Annotated in this window: 24 protein-coding genes and 1 tRNA gene; 8 read left to right on the forward strand and 17 right to left on the reverse strand. The window is 71.7% G+C overall.

Features of this window, described 5'->3' with window-relative positions; translation table 11 throughout:
• Positions 1–18: 18 nt before the first annotated feature.
• From ACYVJ3_RS11545 to ACYVJ3_RS11555, 3 genes are read right to left on the reverse strand one after another with little or no spacing between them, the layout of a single operon-like run.
• Positions 19–363, reverse strand: a complete 345-nt coding sequence (locus tag ACYVJ3_RS11545; RefSeq protein ID WP_460853137.1) for a TfoX/Sxy family protein — start codon at positions 361–363, stop codon at positions 19–21.
• A 1-nt stretch (position 364) separates the two neighbouring features.
• Positions 365–1330 (reverse strand): SRPBCC domain-containing protein, encoded by a 966-nt coding sequence (locus ACYVJ3_RS11550; protein ID WP_460853138.1) that lies wholly within the window; start codon positions 1328–1330, stop codon positions 365–367.
• Positions 1327–1644: an ArsR/SmtB family transcription factor gene (locus ACYVJ3_RS11555; RefSeq protein ID WP_460853139.1), complete on the reverse strand. Its 318-nt coding sequence runs from the start codon at positions 1642–1644 to the stop codon at positions 1327–1329. The genes ACYVJ3_RS11550 and ACYVJ3_RS11555 overlap by 4 nt, the downstream gene beginning before the upstream one ends.
• Before the next feature lie 109 nt (positions 1645–1753).
• On the opposite strand from ACYVJ3_RS11555, the gene ACYVJ3_RS11560 reads away from it, so the two are divergent.
• From ACYVJ3_RS11560 to ACYVJ3_RS11580, 5 genes are all read left to right on the forward strand, one after another.
• Complete coding sequence (locus ACYVJ3_RS11560; RefSeq protein ID WP_460853140.1) at positions 1754–2356, forward strand: TetR/AcrR family transcriptional regulator; 603 nt, start codon at positions 1754–1756, stop codon at positions 2354–2356.
• Positions 2353–3909, forward strand: coding sequence for an acyl-CoA carboxylase subunit beta (locus ACYVJ3_RS11565; protein ID WP_460853141.1), 1557 nt, complete (start codon positions 2353–2355; stop codon positions 3907–3909). Before ACYVJ3_RS11560 ends, ACYVJ3_RS11565 begins: the two co-directional genes overlap by 4 nt.
• A 211-nt stretch (positions 3910–4120) precedes the next feature.
• Positions 4121–5356, forward strand: coding sequence for an HNH endonuclease signature motif containing protein (locus ACYVJ3_RS11570; RefSeq protein ID WP_460853142.1), 1236 nt, complete (start codon positions 4121–4123; stop codon positions 5354–5356).
• A gap of 495 nt (positions 5357–5851) precedes the next feature.
• Positions 5852–7192, forward strand: coding sequence for a DUF4832 domain-containing protein (locus ACYVJ3_RS11575; RefSeq protein ID WP_460853143.1), 1341 nt, complete (start codon positions 5852–5854; stop codon positions 7190–7192).
• Between the two features lie 52 nt (positions 7193–7244).
• Positions 7245–7970: a hypothetical protein gene (locus ACYVJ3_RS11580; RefSeq protein WP_460853145.1), complete on the forward strand. Its 726-nt coding sequence runs from the start codon at positions 7245–7247 to the stop codon at positions 7968–7970.
• 22 nt (positions 7971–7992) lie between these two features.
• On the opposite strand, the gene ACYVJ3_RS11585 is transcribed toward ACYVJ3_RS11580, so the two are convergent.
• From ACYVJ3_RS11585 to ACYVJ3_RS11595, 3 genes are read right to left on the reverse strand one after another with little or no spacing between them, the layout of a single operon-like run.
• Positions 7993–9087: a carboxylate-amine ligase gene (locus ACYVJ3_RS11585; RefSeq protein WP_460853146.1), complete on the reverse strand. Its 1095-nt coding sequence runs from the start codon at positions 9085–9087 to the stop codon at positions 7993–7995.
• A 28-nt stretch (positions 9088–9115) separates the two neighbouring features.
• Positions 9116–10282 (reverse strand): M20 metallopeptidase family protein, encoded by a 1167-nt coding sequence (locus ACYVJ3_RS11590; protein ID WP_460853147.1) that lies wholly within the window; start codon positions 10280–10282, stop codon positions 9116–9118.
• Entirely contained in the window at positions 10279–10704 is a 426-nt protein-coding gene (locus tag ACYVJ3_RS11595; protein WP_460853148.1) for an ATP-binding cassette domain-containing protein, read from the reverse strand. Before ACYVJ3_RS11595 ends, ACYVJ3_RS11590 begins: the two co-directional genes overlap by 4 nt.
• A 211-nt stretch (positions 10705–10915) precedes the next feature.
• Here ACYVJ3_RS11595 and ACYVJ3_RS11600 point away from each other — a divergent pair, with 211 nt between their 5' ends.
• A complete protein-coding gene (locus ACYVJ3_RS11600; protein ID WP_460853150.1) occupies positions 10916–11686 on the forward strand; it encodes a DNA-formamidopyrimidine glycosylase family protein in 771 nt (256 codons plus the stop codon).
• Here ACYVJ3_RS11600 and ACYVJ3_RS11605 read toward each other — a convergent pair.
• The 9 genes from ACYVJ3_RS11605 to ACYVJ3_RS11645 all read right to left on the reverse strand — a co-directional run bounded on the left by ACYVJ3_RS11605 (position 11655) and on the right by ACYVJ3_RS11645 (position 16624).
• Entirely contained in the window at positions 11655–12152 is a 498-nt protein-coding gene (locus ACYVJ3_RS11605) for a DoxX family protein (RefSeq protein ID WP_460853151.1), read from the reverse strand. The two genes, ACYVJ3_RS11600 and ACYVJ3_RS11605, sit on opposite strands and share 32 nt — an antisense overlap.
• Positions 12149–13186 carry a sterol desaturase family protein gene (locus ACYVJ3_RS11610; protein ID WP_460853152.1) on the reverse strand — a complete coding sequence of 346 codons (1038 nt, stop codon included), beginning with the start codon at positions 13184–13186 and terminating at the stop codon, positions 12149–12151. The genes ACYVJ3_RS11605 and ACYVJ3_RS11610 overlap by 4 nt, the downstream gene beginning before the upstream one ends.
• Entirely contained in the window at positions 13186–13368 is a 183-nt protein-coding gene (locus tag ACYVJ3_RS11615; protein WP_460853153.1) for a hypothetical protein, read from the reverse strand. The genes ACYVJ3_RS11610 and ACYVJ3_RS11615 overlap by 1 nt, the downstream gene beginning before the upstream one ends.
• 185 nt (positions 13369–13553) lie before the next feature.
• Positions 13554–13626: transfer RNA gene (locus ACYVJ3_RS11620), tRNA-Ala, on the reverse strand.
• 35 nt (positions 13627–13661) lie between these two features.
• A complete protein-coding gene (locus ACYVJ3_RS11625; protein WP_460853154.1) occupies positions 13662–14324 on the reverse strand; it encodes a histidine phosphatase family protein in 663 nt (220 codons plus the stop codon).
• Entirely contained in the window at positions 14321–14683 is a 363-nt protein-coding gene (gene rsfS, locus ACYVJ3_RS11630) for a ribosome silencing factor (RefSeq protein ID WP_460853155.1), read from the reverse strand. The genes ACYVJ3_RS11625 and rsfS overlap by 4 nt, the downstream gene beginning before the upstream one ends.
• Complete coding sequence (gene nadD / locus ACYVJ3_RS11635) at positions 14680–15294, reverse strand: nicotinate-nucleotide adenylyltransferase (RefSeq protein ID WP_460853156.1); 615 nt, start codon at positions 15292–15294, stop codon at positions 14680–14682. Before nadD ends, rsfS begins: the two co-directional genes overlap by 4 nt.
• A 140-nt stretch (positions 15295–15434) precedes the next feature.
• Positions 15435–15905 carry a hypothetical protein gene (locus tag ACYVJ3_RS11640; RefSeq protein ID WP_460853157.1) on the reverse strand — a complete coding sequence of 157 codons (471 nt, stop codon included), beginning with the start codon at positions 15903–15905 and terminating at the stop codon, positions 15435–15437.
• Complete coding sequence (locus tag ACYVJ3_RS11645) at positions 15902–16624, reverse strand: CDP-alcohol phosphatidyltransferase family protein (protein ID WP_460853158.1); 723 nt, start codon at positions 16622–16624, stop codon at positions 15902–15904. The genes ACYVJ3_RS11640 and ACYVJ3_RS11645 overlap by 4 nt, the downstream gene beginning before the upstream one ends.
• A 94-nt stretch (positions 16625–16718) precedes the next feature.
• On the opposite strand from ACYVJ3_RS11645, the gene ACYVJ3_RS11650 reads away from it, so the two are divergent.
• Complete coding sequence (locus ACYVJ3_RS11650; RefSeq protein WP_460853159.1) at positions 16719–17150, forward strand: MarR family winged helix-turn-helix transcriptional regulator; 432 nt, start codon at positions 16719–16721, stop codon at positions 17148–17150.
• A complete protein-coding gene (locus ACYVJ3_RS11655) occupies positions 17147–18586 on the forward strand; it encodes an MFS transporter (protein ID WP_460853160.1) in 1440 nt (479 codons plus the stop codon). Before ACYVJ3_RS11650 ends, ACYVJ3_RS11655 begins: the two co-directional genes overlap by 4 nt.
• Positions 18587–18592: 6 nt before the next feature.
• Here the strand turns inward: ACYVJ3_RS11655 and ACYVJ3_RS11660 are convergent, their stop codons facing one another.
• Positions 18593–19843 carry a glutamate-5-semialdehyde dehydrogenase gene (locus ACYVJ3_RS11660; RefSeq protein ID WP_460853161.1) on the reverse strand — a complete coding sequence of 417 codons (1251 nt, stop codon included), beginning with the start codon at positions 19841–19843 and terminating at the stop codon, positions 18593–18595.
• A gap of 224 nt (positions 19844–20067) precedes the next feature.
• On the reverse strand, positions 20068–21021 hold the full coding sequence (locus tag ACYVJ3_RS11665) for an electron transfer flavoprotein subunit alpha/FixB family protein (protein ID WP_460853162.1): 954 nt from the start codon (positions 21019–21021) through the stop codon (positions 20068–20070).

Genomic DNA, 21021 nt, shown 5'->3' on the forward strand with positions numbered 1-21021 from the left:
TCGAGATATCTCCGGGGACTACTTCTTCTTGACCTTCGGCGGCAGCGTCGCGACGTGCGCCGAAGCGCGGGCGACCCAGTCGCCCGCGTCGACGCCGTCGGGGAGCGTGAGGTAGCCGCCCATCGGGCGCTCCTCCGGCCCGAACGGGCCGGCGCCGAGGTCACCGAGCTCGGCGGCGTCGGCCTGGTCGAGCTTCACCCCGACCTGGGAGCCGAACAGGCCGGCGAACATGTTGCCGTTCACGAACGCGCCGAGCTGGCCGAACATCGGCTTCACCTCGACGGCCGCGGACTCCGCGGCCAGCGGGGCGATCAGGTCGCGGAACGCCTGCTTCTGCTCGTCGGTGGCCTTGGGCATCTGCATCTCAGACCGCCACCGGCGTGCGGCCCGTGAAGGCGGCGAACGCGTCGAGCACCGACATGCCGTCGCCGGCGATCTCGGCGCCGAAGGCACCGCGCTCGCGGCCACCGTTGACGATCGGCTCCGCCGCGGCCCGCACCCAGCTGACGAGCTCGTCGGACGCCTTGACCTCCTGGCCGGAGGCCTGGGCGAAGTCCCACGCGTGGACGAGGAACTCGATCGAGAGGATCATCCGGGCGACGTACGTCGGCAGGCCGCCGCCGACGACCTCCGGCTCGTCGTACGCCGCGAGCGCGGTGATCGCCTGGTCGGCCATCACCGAGACCCGGTTCTCCAGCGAGCCCTCCTCGGGGTTGGTCACGGCCGCGCCGGCCATGCCGCCGAGCGAGACCAGCGAGCCGAAGAGGTGCTCGGCGAGCTCGTGGCAGGTGAACTCCGCGCACGGCGTCTGCTTGACCCGGTCGTCGTCGGTCAGGCCGCGCAGGATCGGCTGCAGGACGGCGAGCGACGCCTCGGCGGCGACGATCGGGTCCAGGTTCTCGGGCGCCCAGGCCCACTCGTCCTGGCCGGCGTCGCCCGTCGCGGCGACCTCCTCCAGGCGCTCGAGGAAGTGGTTCCAGCCCTCCGCGTGGTGCGCGGCCTGCTCCTCGGTGAGTCCCTCGTGCACCAGCGTGACGCGGCTGCCCGCACCCGCCGGCTCGACGGTGATGGTGACGGTCGAGGCATCGGGAGCGAGATCGGCCGAGCCGTCCCAGCCCCAGCCGAACACGACGCGCTTGCCGGGCTCGACCTCCCAGAAGGTCCCGGAGGCACGGTGGCCGGGCGTGACGGTCCAGCGGTACTCGCCGCCGGCGCGGAGGTCGACGTACGCCGAGACGGCCTGCCAGCGGCGAAGGCGCTCGGGCTGCGTGACGAGGTCGAACGCCTCCTCGGCGGAGACGGGCAGCTCGACGGTCTTCGTGTAGCTCATGGGTTGTTCCTCTTCTTCTCGGCAAGCTCGTGGGCGTCGGCGACGAGCAGGTCCAGCTCGTCGGTCCAGAAACGGTTGATCTCGTCCTGCAGCTGCTGCAGGCCGGAGGGCAGGACGCGGTAGTGCCGCTCCCGCCCGACCTTGTCCGCCTCGACCAGGCCGACACCGGCGAGGAGGAGGAGGTGCTGCGAGATCGCGGAGCGGGTCACGGAGAACTCCCCCGCGATCTGGCCGACCGTGAGCGGCCCCCGAGCCAACAGCTGCAGGATGCGGCGCCGGGTCGGCTCCGCTGCAGCGCTCAGGGCGTCGGTCATGAGCAACACGTTAGTCATCACTAACGCATTTGGTCAAGCGGTCGCAGACGACGACCGCCCCCCACACAGAACCATTACGCTCGTAACGGAAATGGTCTAGGGTCGCAGCATGCCCGCCGTGCGCCGTACCCAGGAGGAGCGGCGTACGTCGAGCCGCCACGACCTGATCGCGGCGACGCTCGAGCTGATGGACGAGGTCGGGTACGGCGGCCTCGCGATCGCCGAGATCTGCCAGCGCTCCGGACGGTCGGTGGGCACCCACCTGCACCACTTCGGCACCAAGGCGGCCCTCGTCGCGGCCGCTGTCGACCAGCTCGCGGCCCAGCGGATCGCCGACATGCGCGTCGATCTCGACGAGCGCCCGCGCCAGGGCGTCGAGGCTGCGCTCGACGCGACGTGGAGCTTCTACGCCGGCCCGACGTTCGTCGTCGCGCTCGAGCTGTGGGTGCAGGCCCGCACCAATCCCGAGCTGCGCGCACACCTGCTCGAGGTGGAGGAGCGCATCGACCGCGAGGGCATGGCGCTGATGGCCCGCATCGCTCCCGAGCTGGCGGCGACCGACGACCTCACCGCTGCCCGCTTCGCGGTCGCCACGATGCGCGGCATCGCCATGCGCCGCGCGCTGTTCCCCGACGCCGACATCGACGCCGACTGGCGCGCGGTCAAGCCTCTGCTCCTCGCCGCACTCCCCCACGAGAAGGAACCTCGATGACGACCAACGACGCCCTGATCAAGTACGTCGTCGACGCCAAGGCGGCGCTGTTCGACGAGAACCGCGCCGACAAGGTCAAGAAGCAGCACGACCGCGGCAAGCTGACCGCCCGGGAGCGGGTCGCCTACCTGACCGGCGGCGACTTCCGCGAGCTCGGCGGGCTGGCCGGCCCCGGGCCCGCGCAGAACGGCGCCGCCCCGCTGGTGGCGCCCGGGGACGGCATCGTCACCGGCATCGGGTACGTCGACGGGCGACCGGTCGCCATCGCGGCGTTCGACTTCACCGTCCTCGGCGGCTCCCAGGGCGCGCAGGGCAACCTCAAGCTGGGCCGGATGGCCGAGCGCGCACGGATCGACCGGATCCCGTTCGTCGCCCTGATGGACGGCGGCGGCCACCGCATGCAGGAGGCGCTCGACTCCCGGCTCGCCTCCCCCGGCGCACCGGTCATGCTCCAGCTCGGCGACCTCAACGGCTACGTCCCGACGGTGGCGGCGTTCCTCGGCCCCGGCTTCGGTGCCCCCGCCAACATGGCCGCGGGCTGCGACTTCGTGGTGATCCGTCGCGGCGCGGCCCACATCGGCATGTCCTCGGACGTCCTGGTCAAGGGCGGCACCGGCGAGGACGTCACCAACGACGACCTCGGTGACGCCGACCTCCAGGCCTCGCGCGGCATCGTCGACCTGGTCGTCGACGAGGAGCGCGAGGCGCTCGACGCGGTCCGGCTCTACCTCTCCTACCTGCCGTCCTGGGCCGACGGTGAGCCGAACACCGCCTCCGGGTCGTTCGTCCCCGGGCCGACGGCCGAGGAGATCGACACGGTCGTGCCCGCGAACAAGCGCGAGGCCTACGACGTGCGCGACGTCATCGAGGGCCTCTGCGACGACGAGTCCGTCTTCGAGATCAAGCCCGACTGGGCACGCAACATCGTCACGGCCCTCGGCCGGATCGAGGGCCGCTCGGTCGGCTTCGTCGCGAACCAGCCGAGCTTCGGGGCGGGCGCGATGGATGTCGCTGCGTGCGAGAAGGCGGCGCACTTCTACGCCGTCTGCGACACCTTCGGCGTCCCGATCATCAACCTGATCGACATGCCCGGCTTCCTGGTCGGCCTGGAGGCCGAGCGCCAGGGCCTGGCGCGACGCAGCGGCCGGCTCGCCTACGAGCTCTCGATCGCCACCGTGCCGCTGATCGTGATCACCAGCCGCAAGGCCTACGGCGCGGCGTACGTCGTCCTGGGCGGCGGCCGGTCCCTGGCCGCCGACCTCTCCATCGCCTGGCCGACCGCCGAGATCTGTGCGATCCCGGTGGAGGGCGCGGTCGACCTCGCGTTCCGCTCGGACTGGGAGAACGCGACCGACCCGCAGGCCCGACGCACCGAGCTGATCGAGCTGTTCAGCGCCAACATCGACCCGCTGCTGGCCGCCGACAGCTTCGGCATCGACGACATCCTGCTGCCGTCCGAGACCCGTGCGGCGATCGCGGAGACCCTGCGCCGGGTGCCGCGTCGCAAGCCGTCGCGCGTCCCCGACCGCCGCCGCACCATCTCGCCCATCTGACTCCTGGTCGGTGTTCTGAGTCGGCAGCTGGCGGCCGCCTCCTTCGTTGGTTGAGTAGCCCGAGCCGCTAGGCGAGGGCGTATCGAAACCAATTCCGCCGACAGCGAAAAGTGCCTCTGACCAGCAGGTTTGGTCGAATCTTGCATTGAAGAATCGTTCGAACACATGTATGATGAAGGCACGAATCAAGCCTCATCTCTCGGGAGTCACCATGACCGCAGCATCGGTGTCAGAACACCCGATGCTGCGTGCCGTGAACACCTCCCGCCGAGCCTTCGCCGACGTCGCTTCAGTCGAGCCCGTCTACATGACACCGGGCGACAAGGCCACGGCGTTGCGAGGGCTGGCGGCGTTGAAAGCCCAGGTCGAAGAGGCCGAGATGCGGCTCCTTGCCGCCGCCGGTGACCTCGCTCAGGACACCGGTGCCCGCGACGCAGGCCAGTGGCTGGCACACGAGGCGCACCTCGACCCGCGCACCTGCCACAGCGAGCTCAAGCTCGCCCAAGCGATCGACGAGAAGTGCTCCCAGGTCGCGGCGAGCATGCGTGCTGGCGCGGTCAACCGCGCGCAGGCCCAAGTGATCGTCACCGCACTGGAGAAGCTGCCCCCGGAGATCGACCAGGTCACCCGCCGTCGTGCCGAGAAGCACCTCGTCGAGTTGGCCGGCCAGTTCGGTCCGCGTGAGCTGCGGACCCTGGGCGACCGGATCCTTTCGGTGGTCGCCCCCGACATCGCCGACGAGGCCGACGCCCGCGCGTTGGAGCGCGAGGAACGCTCCGCGCGGATCAAGACCTCGATCCGGTTCAAGCGCCTCGGCGACGGGATCACCCGGATCGTCGGCCAGGTCCCTGACGCGGTGGCAGCGCGCCTCGAGACCTACCTGGATGCGTTCTCCTCGCCGCGGGTCTCGACTGGTGAGCGCCTCCCGCGGAGTCGTCGTCTTGGCCAAGCGTTCTGTGCGTTGTTGGAGCACCTCGACCCCAAGAAGCTCCCGGATCACGGCGGCGACGCCACGACCGTGATGGTGACGATCCCGCTCGAGGACCTGCGTCGCGATCTCGCCACCGCTGGGATCATCGGCTCCTTGGAGGGCGATCTCCAGATCACCGCTGACGAAGCCCGGCGCCTGGCCTGCACCGCCAAGATCATCCCCGTCGTCCTCGGCGGCAAGGGCGAGATCCTCGACCTGGGCAGGGCCCAGCGGCTCTTCAACGCCTCCCAGCGCAAGGCCCTCCGCTTGCGCGACAAGCAGTGCCGGGCCGAAGGCTGTTCGATCCCCGCCACCTGGTGCGAAGCACATCATTCACATCCATGGTCAGCCGGCGGGAAGACCGACCTCGCCGACGGCGTGCTCCTCTGCTCCCACCATCACCAGGTCGCCCACGACCCCCACATGACCCACGAGCTCACCTCGACAGGCGCCTGGCGATTCCACCGACGTCCCTAGACATCGTGTGGATCTGGAGCCACCACGTGGCCACGAATCCACACGATGTGGCCGCATCGCATCGTGCCGACACCCGCGCCACCATCACCACGTCGCCCACGACCCCGCGTTACCCACCGGCGCTTGGCGATTCCACCGCCGGCCCTAGACCGAGACCGTGGAGTCCCAGAGCCACCTGGTGACCACCAGACTCCACGATGTCGAGCCGAACCCAACGAACGCACCGATGTGGCCGCCGAAGGCGGCCGCATCGCGTCGGCGCGAGCGAAGCGAGCCGCCGACAACCGCGCCACCAGCGCGCCGCCAGGGACCCGCAGTCAAGGATCGCGAAGCGACCGCGCAGCGGCGCCGAAGGCGTCCTTGACGGCGGGGAGCGGCGCGCTACGCGCGGCCGCCACACCGACCACGAAGCCCACGGCCAGCGCCACCAGGTGACCAGACGGTCCGGCCGATCGGACGTACCGCCGGACGCGATCGCGCGAGAGGGTTGAGGGCATGAGGAGGACCCTCGTCGGCGTGCTGCTGGCTGCGCTCGCCCTGCTCGTGCCGGCGACCCCCGCCGACGCCTCGAACTCGGTCACCTTCCGCCCCCGGCCGATCCCGCTCAGCTCCGCGGAGATCGCCAACACCGGCCGCGGCCAGGTCCGCTGGCAGGGCCAGGCCACCCAGCCTGCCGGCTGGCCGAGCCGCGACGTCTACTACCGCGACCAGGTCTACTGGGGCCGCCTCGAGCGGACCCCCGGCGCCTACGACTTCTCCCCGCTCGATGCCGGTCTGGCCGACGCGGCCTCGACCGGTGGCCGGCCCTCCTTCCGGGTGATGGCCTGGTGTCCCGGCTGCTGGATGGAGAGCCACCCGACCACCGACGGCAAGCCGCCAGCCACCCCGACCTGGCTGCCGAAGCAGCCCCTCGCGATGGCGTCGCCGCCGCCGGCCTGGAACAGCCCGGGCTTCCTGTCGGCCTGGCGCCGGCTGATGACCGCGCTCGGTCGCCGCTACGACTCCGACCCGCGACTCGGCACCGTCGACGTCGGCGGGTACGGCGCCTTCGGCGAGTGGCACACCGACGGCATCGGCTCCAAGATCACCGTCGCCAACGCGCGACAGGTGGTGAGCGCGGTCCTCGACGCGTTCCCCCACCACCAGGTGCTGATCAACACCATGGTGCCGGCGTACGTCGTCCCGGCCCTGCGGATGAGTCCGCGGGTCGGCGTGCGCCAGGACTGCCTGGGCTCGACCGGCTTCCCGTGGACCTTCGATGCCTACCCGATCATCCGCGACCGGTGGCGGACCGCCCCGGTCGTCACCGAGTGGTGCCACGACGCCGGGCAGACCACGAGCCAGCGCGGCCTCGCGCAGGTGCCGAAGTACCACGTGTCCGTGGTCTCCAGCGGCAACGCACCATGGACCTACCAGCAGATGACCAGCGCCCAGCGCGACTCCTGGCGAGCGGCGTCCGAGCGCGCCGGCTTCCGCTACCGGATCGCATCGGTGACCACAGCGCCGCGGTGGCGGAGCGGGGTGGCCACGCCGGTGACGGTGCGGCTGGCCAACACCGGCTCCGCCCCGACGTACGACGCCTGGCGGCTGCGCCTCCGCCTCCTGCGCCCCGACGGCAGCATCGCCGCGAGCAGGGCGTTCCCCGGTGACCTGCGCCGCCTGCTGCCCGGCACCTCGACCCGCACTGCCCAGGTGCGCTTCGAGGTCCCGGCCGGTCGCTACCGGATCGCTCTCGCGGTCACCTCGACCCTCCCCGGCATCGCGCCGATGGCGCTCGCTACCCGCGGCCGGACGGCCGACGGGAGCTACCCGGTCGGCAGCATCTCGATCGGCTGACCGAGTACCTCGACCCATGTGCGCGGCCCACGGCACTGGCTAGGTTCGCGCCATGCGTCCGCGCCTGCTGCCCCTCGCCGCCGTCCTGCTCCTCACCTCTTGCTCGGCCGGACACCGGCCGACGGGTACCGCCGACACCGACCGGCAGGCCCACGTGCTCGGCCTCGCGATCGCCTACCCGCGCCAGCAGGACGCGGCGGGGCTGGCACGCGCGGCGCTGGCGGCCAACGACACCGTCGCCGTGCTCGAGGCGACCGACGTGGCGCCGTCGCAGTCCCGGCTCGTCATCCGGATCCACGTGCCCACGCAGCCACCGGCCAACGAATTCGAGCGGTCGACCCCGGCGTACGACGCCTGCTACCGGCTGACCTACCAGATGCCGTCGTCCTCGCTCGACGGCGAGCCGGATCGGGTCGACTGCCCAGCCGGCGCCATCCCGATGACGCCGCCGCCCGCTCCCCCGGTGCCGCACCTGCCGCGCGACGCGGACGCACGCATGCGCATGGTGCTGCGCGACCTGCCCCCGGCGCCCTCGCTCGCTCGCGTCCGCCACGCGCTCCGGGTCGCGTTCCCCTCGGTGGCGACCGTCGACGCGGCGATCGAGGGTGACCGCGTCGCCGCTGCGGTCGGGGTGTCCTCGTTCGGCCACGCCGAGTGCGAGATCGGTCTGCGGACCGGCACGCACGTCGGCGCCGGGCCGATGACCGGACCACAGCTGGAGCCCGGCGAGGCGGGATGCGAGGCCGACCTCGCCCTCCACCCGGTCGTCACCCACTGAGCCCGCACGACCGGTAGCGGCGTCAGGCCGTGGTCCGCTCCGCGACCGCCTCGACCACGGCCGTGAGGCCGCCGTCGGCGTACGCCGCCCGCTGCAGGCGCGCTCCGTTACCCTGCTCGAGGATCCGCTGCAGCCCGTCGCGGACGAGGTCGGTGTCGCCGGCGGCAGAGAGGTCCGGCGTGACCAGGTCGAGCACCCGATCGAGCAGGCGGTCGGCCGGCACGAGGCGCGCCTCGACCGGGTCGAACAGGTCGTCGTCGAGCCCGAAGCGCGCCGCCCGCCACCGGGCCGCGCGCAGGAGCTCACCGCGGAGTGCGGGCATCGGCCGCCCGTCCTCTGCCTCCCGTGAGGCCGCTGTGACCAGCGCTCGGACGAGCGCGGCGAGCACGGGCGCATCCGCGGCGTCGGCGCACACATCGGCCACCCGGACCTCGACGGTCGGGTAGCGCGCCGAGAGCCGCGCGTCGAAGTAGATCATCCCCTCGTCGAGGGCGGCGCCGCTCGCGATGAGGTCGGCCCGAGAGCGCTCGTAGGCCTCGAGGGAGCCGAACGCCTCGGGTGCGCCGGCGGTGGGCCACTGCCCCCACAGGATCGATCGGTAGCTGGCGTAGTCGGTGTCCTCGCCGGCCAGGTACGGCGAGTTCGCGCTGGCGGCGACCAGCAGCGGCAGCCACGCGCGGATCCGGTCGAGCACCGCGACTCCCTCGTCGGGCGACGCGACGCTGACGTGGACGTGCATGCCGCAGGTCAGCTGGATGCGCGCCAGACGGCCGTACACCTCGCTCATCCGCTGGTAGCGCCGGTCGGCCGTCGTCCGGGTGTCCTGGTCCAGCGGGCTGGTCCCTGACGCGACGAGTCGTACGCCGTGCGCCGCTGCGGCCGTCGCGAGCCCCGACCGCCGCGCGCGCAGATCCTTCTCCAGGGCCGCCATGTCGTGGTGCGGCGCCGTGCCGATCTCTGCCTGCTCCTGCTGGAGCTCGTGCTCGAACTGGCCGTCCGCGAGCCGCTCCGCGGTCGCGACGACCTGGTCGCCGACGGACGCCAGGTACGGCGTACCGCTCCGAACGAGGAGGAACTCCTCCTCGACGCCGACGGTGCGCTGATGAGGATCGCTCATGCGGCCCGGTTCCCCGAAGCCGGCCGGTTCACTCCCCACCGGAGGCCGCGTCGACGGCGCCGAGGTAGCCGGCGAGCATCGCGAGGGCGACGTCGCCGACGGTCCGGTCCGGCGGTGCGAACCCGGGCTGGTGCAGGCCGGAGCCGTCGTCGGGCAGGCCGACGAACATCATCAGGCTCTGCGCCACCCCGCCGTAGTAGGAGAAGTCGTCGGCGCCGCACGAGCGCAGCGAGGACGCCACGTCGAAGCCCAGCCCGACCAGGCGCGGGTGGGTCGCCATCGTCAGCAGCGGCTCGTTCACGAGCACCGGCTCGCCCTCGTGGACCACCACCTTGCCCGTGCAGCCCAGGCCGGCGGCGACGTGCTCGACGATGGAGCGGAGCTCGTCGTGGGCGCGCTGGCGGTCCTCCTCCTCGAGCACGCGCAGCGTGGCCTCGGCCCGCGCGACGTCGGGGATGACGTTGTGGGTGGACCCGGCGTGCACCGAGCCGATCGTCAGCACGGTCGCGTGCAGCGGGTCCATCCGGCGGCTCACCAGCTCCTGCAGCGCCACGATCACCTGGGCCATCGCCGCGACCGGGTCGCGGGTGAGGTGGGGGTACCCGCCATGGCCGCCTTGGCCGCTGACCGTGATCTCGACGTGGTCGGCGGCCGCGTTGACCGCTCCCGGCGTGGCCGCGACGCAGCCGGCGTCGAGCAACGGCTGGACGTGGGCACCGACGACGGCGCACGGGTCGTGGTGCTGGAACTCCTCGGTGGCGACGATGTCGCGTGCACCGGACGGCGGGTGCTCCTCGCGGGGCTGCAGGATCGCCAGCAGCGGCAACGGGAGGTCCTCGACGCGCGCGGCCGCACGCGCCAGCGCGGTGAGCGCGGCGAGGTGCACGTCGTGGCCGCAGGCGTGCATGAAGCCGTCGGGTCCGGGCAGGGCGTCCAGCTCGGCTCGTACGCCGACGCACGGACCGTCCTGCCTGCCGATCCGGATCAGTCGGCCGGTGCCTGCCACCGGCTGCCCGTCGCCGGCACCGATGGCAGCCGCCACCCGCTCCGCCGTACGCCACTCCTCGCCGGAGGGCTCGGGGTCGGCGTGGATCGTGTGGCGGAGCTCGACGGCGGCGGGCAGCTCGGCCTCCAGTGCCTCCCGGAGCTCGCCGAGCGCCGCCGTGCGTGCGTGATGGTCCAGGGAGCTGGTCATCCTTGGGCGGTATCCAGCCGCCCGGGGATCATTCGCGCAGCAGCCCGTCGGCGTCCAGCCGCAGCACGCGCGCGGGCGCGAGCCGACGTACGAAGTCGTCGTCGTGGCTGACGACCAGCACCGCTCCGCCGTACGCCGACAGCGCCTCGACCAGGTGCGTGACCGAGCAGCTCGGCGATGGTCGCGCCGACGTCGAGGGTCAGGGTCTGCGGCAGGTGGCCGACCTCGCCGTCGGTCGTGATCGAGCCACCGGTGGGACGCAGGAGGCCGGCGACGAGCCGCAGCAGCGTGGACTTGCCGGCCCCGTTGTCACCGACGAGGCCGGTGCGGCCGGTGGAGAAGGTGGCGTCGAGGTGCGACAGCGCGACGCTGCCGTCGGGCCACTCGAAGGACAGGTCGAGCAGGGTGATCGGGTGGGGCATGGCGTGCTCCGGTTCGGTTCGGCGTGGGTACGCCGACGCTCCGAGCCGTGCGGCTCGAGGAGGTCAGCGCGGGGAGATCGGCGCGGAACCGGTGAAGCCAGTCAAGAGACACCTCGTGCTCGGGGATGCGACCCTGCCATTCTCCCTCGCGCCGGCGAGCCGGCCAACCGGATTTTCGAGTCGTCCGCTGGGCGCGCGGCAGACTGGCAGCGTGCCCGAGGGTGACAACGTCTACCGCGACGCGCGGCGGCTCGACGCCGCCCTGCGCGGCAAGGCGCTGACGCGCTGCGACATCCGGGTGCCGGCGTACGCGACCGTCGACCTGTCGGGGCGCGCCGTCGACGAGGTCGTCAGCCGCGGCAAGCACCTGCTGCTCCGGATCGGTGACGCCACGATCCACACCCACCTCAAGATGGAGGGCCGGTGGGACGTCCACCGTCCGGGCGAGCGGTGGCGCGGCCCGGGCTGGCAGGCGCGGATCGTGCTCGCCACGGCCGACGTCGAGGCGGTCGGCCTCCAGCTCGGCCTGGTCGAGGTCGTGCGCCGCAACGACGAGGACCGTGCCGTGGGGCACCTCGGCCCCGACCTGCTCGGTCCCGCCTGGGATCCGGCCTTGGCCGCCGCCCACCTCGCCCGCTCCCCCGAGCGCGCGATCGGCCAAGCGCTGCTCGACCAGCGCAACCTGGCCGGCATCGGCAACATCTACCGCGCGGAGATCTGCTTCCTCCTCGGCGTGCTGCCGACCCGGCCGGCCGGCGAGGTCGACCTCGACGCCGCCGTCGACCTGGCGCATCGGCTCCTCGTGGCCAACAAGGACCGCCCGCGTCGGCGTACGACCGGCACGCAGGTGCGCGACGACCTGTGGGTCTACGGCCGCAGGGGCCCCTGCCTGCGGTGCGGTACGCCGATCCGGCGAGCACAGGACGCAGGGGCGACCGGGCAGGAGCGGATCACGTGGTGGTGCCCGCGCTGCCAGACCTGATCCGGACGATCTGCGCGTCGAGGCTGAACCGACCGGCACCGATGAGCGTCACAGCGAGCGCCGCGGCCGCGACCGCCAGGTTGAGCTGGTAGCCGGTCCCCGTGGTGGGGTCGAGGCCCTCCGACCCGGTGACGGTGAGCACCGCCATCACCATGTCGCCGACCAGCGCCAGGCCTGCCAGTCGGGTGAGGAGGCCGAGCGCCATCGCGATGCCGCCGCCGAGCTCGATCGATCCGGCCATCACGGCGAAGAGCTCGCCCGGGTGGAGGTGCGCCCCCTGCGCCATGAAGCGCGCCGTCTGGTGCAGGCCGTGCGTGCCGCCGGTTCCGGGGAACGCACCGAACAGCTTCGACGCGCCGTAGTAGACGAAGATCCACGCGAGGACGAGCCGCATCACCAGGACGGCGAGGTCCACGGCCGTGCCTCCCCGCGTCGTCCCGAGCAGCAGAGCGGTCCACCTCTTCATGACCGTTCCTCCGGGGCGGGACTCGTCGCCGACTCCTTGACGGACGGCAGCGTCACGGGTTCGCTCATCGGCCGGAACGGTCCGAGCAGCTGTGCCAGGAAGGCCCCGACGTGGGACCCCTGCTGCTCGACGCGGAGGGGTCGCTGCGCGAGCCCGGTGTCTGCTCGGATGGTCTCGGGAGTCGGGAAGATCGCCCGATGCGTGAGCTGGTCCCAGATCGTCAGCGTGAAGCCGAGGTTGACGTCCTGTGCGCCGACCGCCCGGTGGTGGATGCGGTGGTAGTTGGGGCTGACGAAGACGCGGTCCAGCGGCCCGAAGCCGAGGTTGGTGTTGGAGTGCGCGAAGGCGACGGCCCCGCCGTACGCGACGAGCAGCAGCGTCGGGAGGGCGCCGTTGGCGAGCAGCACCAGCGCCGGGACCACCGCGAGCAGGTACGAGACGTGGATCAGCGGGTGGGTGCGGAACACGGTCAGGACGTTCATGTCCTCCTGCGAGTGGTGGAGCTCGTGGAAGCGCCACAGCACCCGGACCCGGTGGTTGGCCAGGTGCACCAGCCAGTTGAAGAAGTCCATGCCCACCAGGATCACCAGGATGACGGCCCACCGCGGCACCACGCTCGACTGCGGCAGGACGACCCACGGAGCGACCTGCCGCACCACGTCCGCGAACGCCAGGGTCAGCGCCGTCACGAGAGGTACGACGAGCACGACGTACAGCGCCGCGAACAGCAGGTCGTGGCGGTGGCCGCGGGCCAGCAGTGGCCGCTCCTGCGCGGGACGGACCCGCTCGGCGACGAGGAACAGCACGATCAGGACCGATGCCAGCGGACCGATCGCCTCGGCGCGGAGGTCCGTCATCGAGCCGGCGAACGCCGCCCCACCCCAGTCGGTCGCCCAGCCGAGCCCGACCAGGATCAGGGCGACGGCCGCGACCAGCAGGGCCGGGACGTAGACGATCGACGACAGCCGACGCCGGGCCGGCCGTGCGCCGGCTCGACCTGCGGTCGTCGGTCGCAGCAGCTGCGTCGACGCCATCAGAACGCCGCGCCGCCGCCCGCCGGGGCCGACGTCGTCGGGGACGTGCCGCCGGAAGGCGGGGTCGTGCCGCCGGGCGAGTTGTCCTTGGCGGTCGAGCCGCCGCAGCCGCTGGCCAGCGCCATCACGGCAGCAGCCGTCGCCGCACCCACACCCACTCTGCGTGCAAAGGTCGTTGACATGTGAACCTCACCTCCGGTGACGAGGCCCCGGGCGGGCGCCTCACCAAGGACACGTCGACGCCTCGGAAATGGTTCATCGACTCCCGCACGCCCGGACCGCCGTCTCGCTCCAAGCCGCACCGGTCCCACCCGCGGCAACGCGCAGAAGGCCGGATCCTGATCGGATCCGGCCTTCTGAATTTCGGTGGAGGTGAGGGGACTCGAACCCCTGACCCCCTGCATGCCATGCAGGTGCGCTACCAGCTGCGCCACACCCCCGGGGTCATCGCTCCGTGGAGCAACGGATACGAATATTAGCGAACATCCGAAGGGTGGGTGAAATCGGGGTCCTCGATGGCTGGCGAGGGCGCCGGGAGGTTGTAGGCCGACATCGCCCAGCGCCCGTTCTCACGCTCGATCAGCTCGACGCGCGCGCAGTTCGTGAGCGCGCGCAGGTCGCTCGCGTACGCCGGCGGCCAGCCGAGGAACGCGACCAGGCCGGTGCGGATCGCGGCGCCGTGCGCCACGGCGACACCGAGCTCGCCGGGCGCCACGGCATCGACCAGCTCACCCAGGCAGGCGACGAAGCGCTTCGCGACCGCTTCGGGAGCCTCGATCTCGGCGACCTGGTCCCACTCCCCCGACCGGAAGTGCGCGAACCCGACCGGGTCGCGCTCGGCGTACTCCTGGTGGGTCAGCCCCTCGACGGCGCCGAGGGTGTACTCCCGCAGCCGCTCGTCGAGGACCGGCGTCAACCCGCAGGCCGCACCCACGGCCTCCGCTGTACGCCGGGCACGCGAGAGGTCCGAGGACCAGAGGACCGACGGCGACAGGGAGGCGATCACCGGAGCGACCGCCGCAGCCTGCGCGAGCCCGACCCCGTCGAGGTGGGAGTCCATCTGCCCCTGGATGCGCTGCGTGGCGTTCCAGTCGGTCTGCCCGTGGCGCAGCAGGACGAGCTTGCGAGGCGCGCTCACAGGTCCTCGGGCAGCTCGATCACGGGGCAGTCGCGCCACAGGCGCTCGAGGGCGTAGAACTCGCGCTCCTCCTCGTGCTGGACGTGGATCACGACGTCGCCGAAGTCGAGCAGCACCCAGCGGGCGTCGCGCTCACCCTCGCGACGGATCGGCTTGACGCCGGCCTCGCGGAGCTGGTCCTCGACCTCCTCGACGATCGCCTTGACCTGGCGATCGTTGGCGCCGGAGGCGATCAGGAACGCATCGGTGATCGCCAGCTGCTCGCTGACGTCGAAGGCCCGGATGTTCGTGGCGAGCTTGGCGGAGGCCGCGCGTGCCGCGACCCGGATGAGGTCGACGGAGAAGTCGTTGGCGGTCATTCGTCTCCTGGGTAGAGGCCGTGCTTGTCGATGTAGGTCACCACGCCGTCGGGAACGAGGTACCAGATGGGCTGGCCGGCGGTCTGACGCGTGCGGCAGTCCGTGGACGAGATCGCGAGCGCCGGCACCTCGAGCAGCGTGATCTTGTCCATCGGGAGCGCGGCGAGCGTCTCCTCGGACAGCTCGGCGCCGGGCCGGGTGCAGCCGACGAAGTGCGCGAGCTCGAACAGCTCGGCCACGTCACGCCACGTGACGATGGTGGCCAGCGCGTCGGCACCGGTGATGAAGTAGAGGTCCGCGTCGGGGCGCTCGGCGCGCAGGTCGCGCAACGTGTCGATCGTGTACGTCGGACCGGGCCGGTCGATGTCGACGCGCGAGACCGTGAAGCGCGGGTTGGCCGCGGTGGCGATCACCGTCATCAGGTAGCGGTGCTCAGCCGGCGACACCGCGCGGTCGGCCTTCTGCCAGGGCCGACCCGTGGGGACGAAGACGACCTCGTCGAGGTCGAACCAGCCCTGCGCCTCCGAGGCGGCGACGAGGTGGCCGTGGTGGATCGGGTCGAAGGTGCCACCCATGACGCCGATGCGGCGCCGGGGCAACGCCTCGACCATCGGATCAGGTGTGATCGCGACCGCCACCGAAGGCGATCAGCATGGCCAGCAGGAAGAGCAGGACCGCGAGGAATCCCCCACCGACGACGTACGGGTTGATCTCGAGCGCGAACATGCGCGGATCCTATCGAACCTCGGGCTCAGGTGAGCCAGTGGACCGCATCGACACCCATGAAGAACAGGGTGAAGCGGATCGTGCGGCCCACCAGCACCGTCGGGATGAAGACCCAGATCCGCATCCGCAGGAAGCCCGCGACCGCCGACATGGCGAGCAGCGGCGGGATGCCGACCGAGGCGGCGATGAACATGATGGCGGCGGCGTACCAGGGGCGGCCCTGCATGCGCGTGGTCCAGCGCTCGTACGCCGCGGCGACCTTCGGCTTGCTGAGCTTCTTCTGCACCCAGGGCAGCTCCGAGCCGCGGAGCGCGAGCTGGTACCAGATGATCTTGCCGATCGTGGCGCCCACACCGGCGGCGAAGCCGAGCCACATCGCGCGGCCGAGACCGGTGTCCGCGGATCCCGCGCCGAGGATGTAGACCTCGATCGGGAGGAACGGGAGGAGCGCCGAGGCCAGGCTGAAGACGCACGTCGTCAGCCAGAGCCAGATCATGCCGACGCGGTCCCGTCGACGACACCGTCGACGACCTTGCCGGAGTAGCGCGCAGCGACCTCGGGCGGGAGGTACGCCGGCACGGGCCGGTCGGGGATCGGCAGACCGAGGTCGAAGAGCCACTTCATCGACACGCACTTCACCACGAGCAGGCCGACGGCGATGATCGTGCCGAGCCACCACCAGCCGGTGAAGAGCAGGATCACGGCGAAGGCGCCGGAGTTCGCGCCCTTGCCGATGCGCGACCAGTTCCAGAGGTAGATCCGCTTGTCGATCACCCAGAAGTAGTTGGGGCTGCGGATCGGCCAGGACCAGAACGCCAGCGACAGGAACATGTCGATGACCATGAACTCGAACAGGTAGATCCCGATCGGGATCGCGATGAGCGTCATGTGGCCGTGATCGAAGAGCCAGCCCTTCGGCTCCAGCCAGATCAGGCCGACGTACAGCGCACCGCACGCGAGCCGGTCGCACATCATGTCGACGACGGCCCCGATGCGGGTCTCGCAGTCGAACCACCGCGCCCACTCACCATCGAGGCTGTCGCCGATCCAGTGCGAGACCAGCCCGACCCACATCCACGTCAGGGAGCGCTCGTGGGCGGCGTACAGCGCGATCGCCAGCGTGATGACGATCCGCACGAAGGTGATGATGGTGGCACCGGTGAAGAGCCGTTCGGTCGCCGGATCGGCCATGATCCGATCGTGGGTGCCTGCCATGGGGCGCAACCTATCGTGCGGCTGGGAACAGCCGGTGAACCTCCCTCGCGAAGACGGCTTCCGCTCCGTTTGGTTGTACGCATACAATCATTGCATGCGTACAACTAGCTCGGATCCGATCGCCGTCTGGATGGGGGTGATGGGCTTGGTCATGGACCACAAGCTGCTCGCCCAGTCGCTGCTGCAGGAGGCGTCCGGGATGCCCTGGAGCCGCTACCGCGCCCTGCGCCGGGTGGAGGACCGTGACCTGACCCAGCGCGAGCTCGCCGCGGCGATGCACATCGACGCGCCCGCCATCTCCGGCATCGTGGGCGACCTGGTCGAGCGTGGGTACGTCGTACGCGTCACCCACCCGCAGGACGCGCGGATGAAGGTGGTGACGATCACCGACGCCGGCCGCGAGCTGATGGAACGGCTCCGCACCCTGCCCGACGTCGTGCCCGCACCCGTCGCCACGCTGACCGCCGCCGAGCGGCGCGAGCTGGCGCGGCTGGTCGACAAGATGCGCGCGGCGGCCGAGGCGTGAGCGCCGCGGCCACCTCCCCCGCGCACACCGGGCGCGACCGCCGGATGGGCGTGCTGGCGATCTGCTGCCTGAGCCTGTTCATCGTCGGCGTGGATGCGACCGGCGTGAACCTGGCACTCCCCTCGATCCGCCGCGACCTGGGCGCCGACGGCAGCCAGCTGCAGTGGGTCATCGACGCCTACACCCTGGTGCTGGCCAGCCTGCTGATGCTCGCGGGATCGACCGGCGACCGCCTCGGTCGCCGCCGGGTCTTCCAGGTCGGGTTGGTGCTGTTCGGCCTCGGGTCGCTGCTCTGCTCGGCCGCGCAGACACCGGGCTTCCTCATCGCGGCCCGCATGCTCCAGGCCGCCGGCGGGTCGATGCTCAACCCGGTCGCGATGTCGATCATCACCAACACCTTCCGCGAGCCCAAGGAGCGCGCCCAGGCCATCGGGCTGTGGGGAGCGACGGTCGGGCTCAGCATGGCTCTCGGTCCGGTGCTCGGCGGCGTGCTCGTCGACGGCATCGGCTGGCGCGCGATCTTCTGGCTCAACATCCCCGTCGTCGTCGCGGCGGTGGCCCTGACCGCGCTGTTCGTCCCGGAGTCGCGCGCCGACCGGGTACGCCGGCTCGACCCGGTCGCCCAGGTGCTCGTCGTCGTCCTGCTGGCCAGCCTCACCTACGGGATCATCGAGGGACGCTCGCTCGGGTGGGACTCGGCAACGGTGCTGGCATGCTTCGCGGTCGCGGCCGGCACGCTCGCGACCCTGGTGGGCTACGAGCTCCGGCGTACCGAACCGCTGCTCGACCCGCGCTTCTTCGCCAGCATCCCGTTCAGCGGGGCCGTGCTGAGCGCGATCCTCGGCTTCTGCGCGATGGGCGGCTTCCTCTTCCTCAACACCCTCTACCTGCAGGACGTCCGCGGCCTGTCACCGCTGCGGGCCGGCCTGATGACGCTGCCGATGGCCGGGGCGACCGCGATCATGTCGCCGATCTCCGGCCGGATCGTCGGCGCCGTCGGTCCTCGGTTGCCGATGCTCGTGGCCGGAGGCGGCATCGCCCTGAGCGGCGCGATGCTGCTGCACGTCGAGAACGGCACGTCCTACGTCTACCTCGGCCTCGCCTACCTGGCCTTCGGCATCGGGTTCGGCATGCTCAACGCCCCCATCACCAACGCCGCCGTGTCCGGGATGCCGCGCGCCCAGGCCGGCGTCGCCGCGGCCATCGCGTCTACCAGCCGCCAGGTCGGCATGTCGCTCGGCGTCGCGGTGCTGCCCACCGTCGCCTACGCGCGGCTGCGCGGGCCGGCGTCGAGCGGGCTCGCCGAGGCCTCCCACGCGGCGTGGTGGCTGGTGCTCGGCTGCGGCCTCGCCGTGGCCGCGCTCGCCCTCGTGACCACCAGTGCGGCGGCGATCCGCAGTCGCGACCGCGCCGCCGCCGAGCTCGGCGAGGCCTGACCCGGACTAGCGGATCTGACCGTCGCCCACCACGACGTACTTGGTCGAGGTCATCTCGGGCAGGCCCATCGGCCCGCGAGCGTGCAGCTTCTGGGTGCTGATGCCGATCTCGGCGCCGAAGCCGAACTCGCCGCCGTCGGTGAAGCGCGTGCTGGCGTTGACCATCACGGCGGCCGAGTCGACGGCGGCGGTGAACCGGCGCGCGGCGCGCTGGTCCTCGGTGACGATCGCGTCCGTGTGGCCGCTGGAGAAGCGGCGGATGTGCGCGATGGCGGCGTCGACGTCGGGGACGACGCGCGCGGACATGTCGAGCGAGAGGTACTCGCAGGCGTAGTCGTCGTCGGTGGCCGGCTCGACGCCGTCGTACGCCGCGAACGCCTCGTCGCCGTGCAGGGTGACGCCGGCGTCCTGCAGGGCCGTCACGACGCGCGGGAGGAACGTGTCGGCGATCGCCTCGTGCACCAGCAACGACTCGGCGGAGTTGCAGACGCTGGTGCGGTGGCTCTTGGAGTTGAGGACGATGGCGAGCGCCTTGTCGAGGTCGGCCCCGGCGTCGACGTACACGTGGCAGTTGCCGACGCCCGTCTCGATGACGGGCACGATCGACTCGGTGACGACGGCGTTGATCAGGCCGGCGCCGCCGCGCGGGATCAGCACGTCGACCAGGCCGCGGGCCTGCATCAGCGCCTTGACCGAGTCGTGGCTCTCCGCGGAGACCAGCTGGATCACGTCGGCCGGGAGGCCGGCACCCACGACGGCGTCGCGGAGCACGGAGACGATGGCGGCGTTGGAGCTGGCCGCGCTGCCGGAGCCGCGCAGCAGCACGGCGTTGCCGGACTTGAGGCAGATACCGGCGGCGTCGGCGGTCACGTTGGGCCGCGCCTCGTAGATCATCCCGACCACGCCGAACGGCACCCGCAGCTGGCGCAGCTCGAGACCGTTGGCCAGGGTCGAGCCGCGCACGACCTCGCCCACCGGGTCGGCCAGGCCCGCGACGTCCTCGAGGCCCACGGCCATCCCGTCGACGCGCTCGTCGGTCAGGCGGAGCCGGTCGATGATGTTCGGCGGCGTACCGCCCGCCTCGGCCCGAGCGACGTCCTCGGCGTTGGCTGCGAGGATCGCCGGCGTCTGCTCACGCAGCGCGGACGCCATGGCGTGCAGCGCACGGTCCTTGACCGCGCGGGTGGCCAGCGCCAGCTCGTGGCTCGCCTCCCGGGCGCGGAGGGCGGTCGTGCGGACGTCCTGCTCGATGCTCACCGGTCAAGGGTACGGCTCCGTACGCGCTGCCCTCCATGCGCGTTCTCATGCTCGGCGACAGCCAGCTGGCCGACCGGAAAGCGGACCAATCGGGTCGGTCGGCGACGGGCCCAGGCGGGGAAGTCGCCTGCAGGCCGCGATCGGTCCGCTTTTCGGACCGAACGACGAGGCGCCCCGCCCTCGGTGAGGAGGACGGGGCGCCACTGGCCGCTCGGGCCGAGCAATCAGCCCTTGCGGGCCAGGATGCCTTCGGTGACCTTCGGCAGGACCGTGTGCAGGTCGCCCACGACGCCGAAGTCGACCAGCTCGAACATCGGGGCCTCTTCGTCCTTGTTGACGGCCACGATGGTCTTGGAGGTCTGCATGCCGGCACGGTGCTGGATGGCACCGGAGATGCCGTTGGCGACGTACAGCTGCGGCGAGACCGTCTTGCCGGTCTGGCCGACCTGGAACGTGTGCGGCTTCCAGCCCGAGTCGACGGCGGCACGCGAGGCGCCGACCGCGGCACCGAGCGCGTCGGCGAGAGCTTCGACGGCGGTGAAGTCACCACCGGTGCCACGGCCACCGGAGACCACGATGGCGGCCTCGGTGAGCTCGGGGCGACCGGTCGCCTGCCGCGGCTGCGAGGCCACGATCTGGGCGGTCTTGGCAGCGTCGGAGATCGCCACGGAGACGTTCTCGACGGTGCCGGCGCCGGCACCCTCCTCCGGAGCGGCCGAGTTGGGCTTGACCGTGATGATCGGGGTGCCCTTGGTGACCTTGGCCTTGACCGTGAAGTTGCCGGCGAAGACCGACTGGGTGGTCGTGCCGTCGGCCTCGACGTCGATGGCGTCGGTGATCAGGCCGGAGCCGAGCTTGATCGCGAGGCGACCCGCGACCTCCTTGCCCTCGGCGGAGGACGGGATCAGGATCGCGGCGGGCGAGGCCGTGCCGGCGATCTGCGCGAGCACCTCGGCCTTGGGAGCCACGAGGTAGCCCTTGACCTCGGCGTCGTCGACGACGTACACCTTCTCGGCGCCGTAGCCCTTGACGGCCTCAGCAGCGGCAGCAGCCTTGTCGGCCCCGCCGATGAAGACGGCCGAGGGCTCGCCGAGGCGCTTGGCGATGGCGAGGAGCTCGTACGTCGGCTTCTTGACCGCACCGTCGACGTGGTCGACGAGTACCAGAACTTCAGACAT

This window comes from Nocardioides montaniterrae, assembly GCF_054782655.1.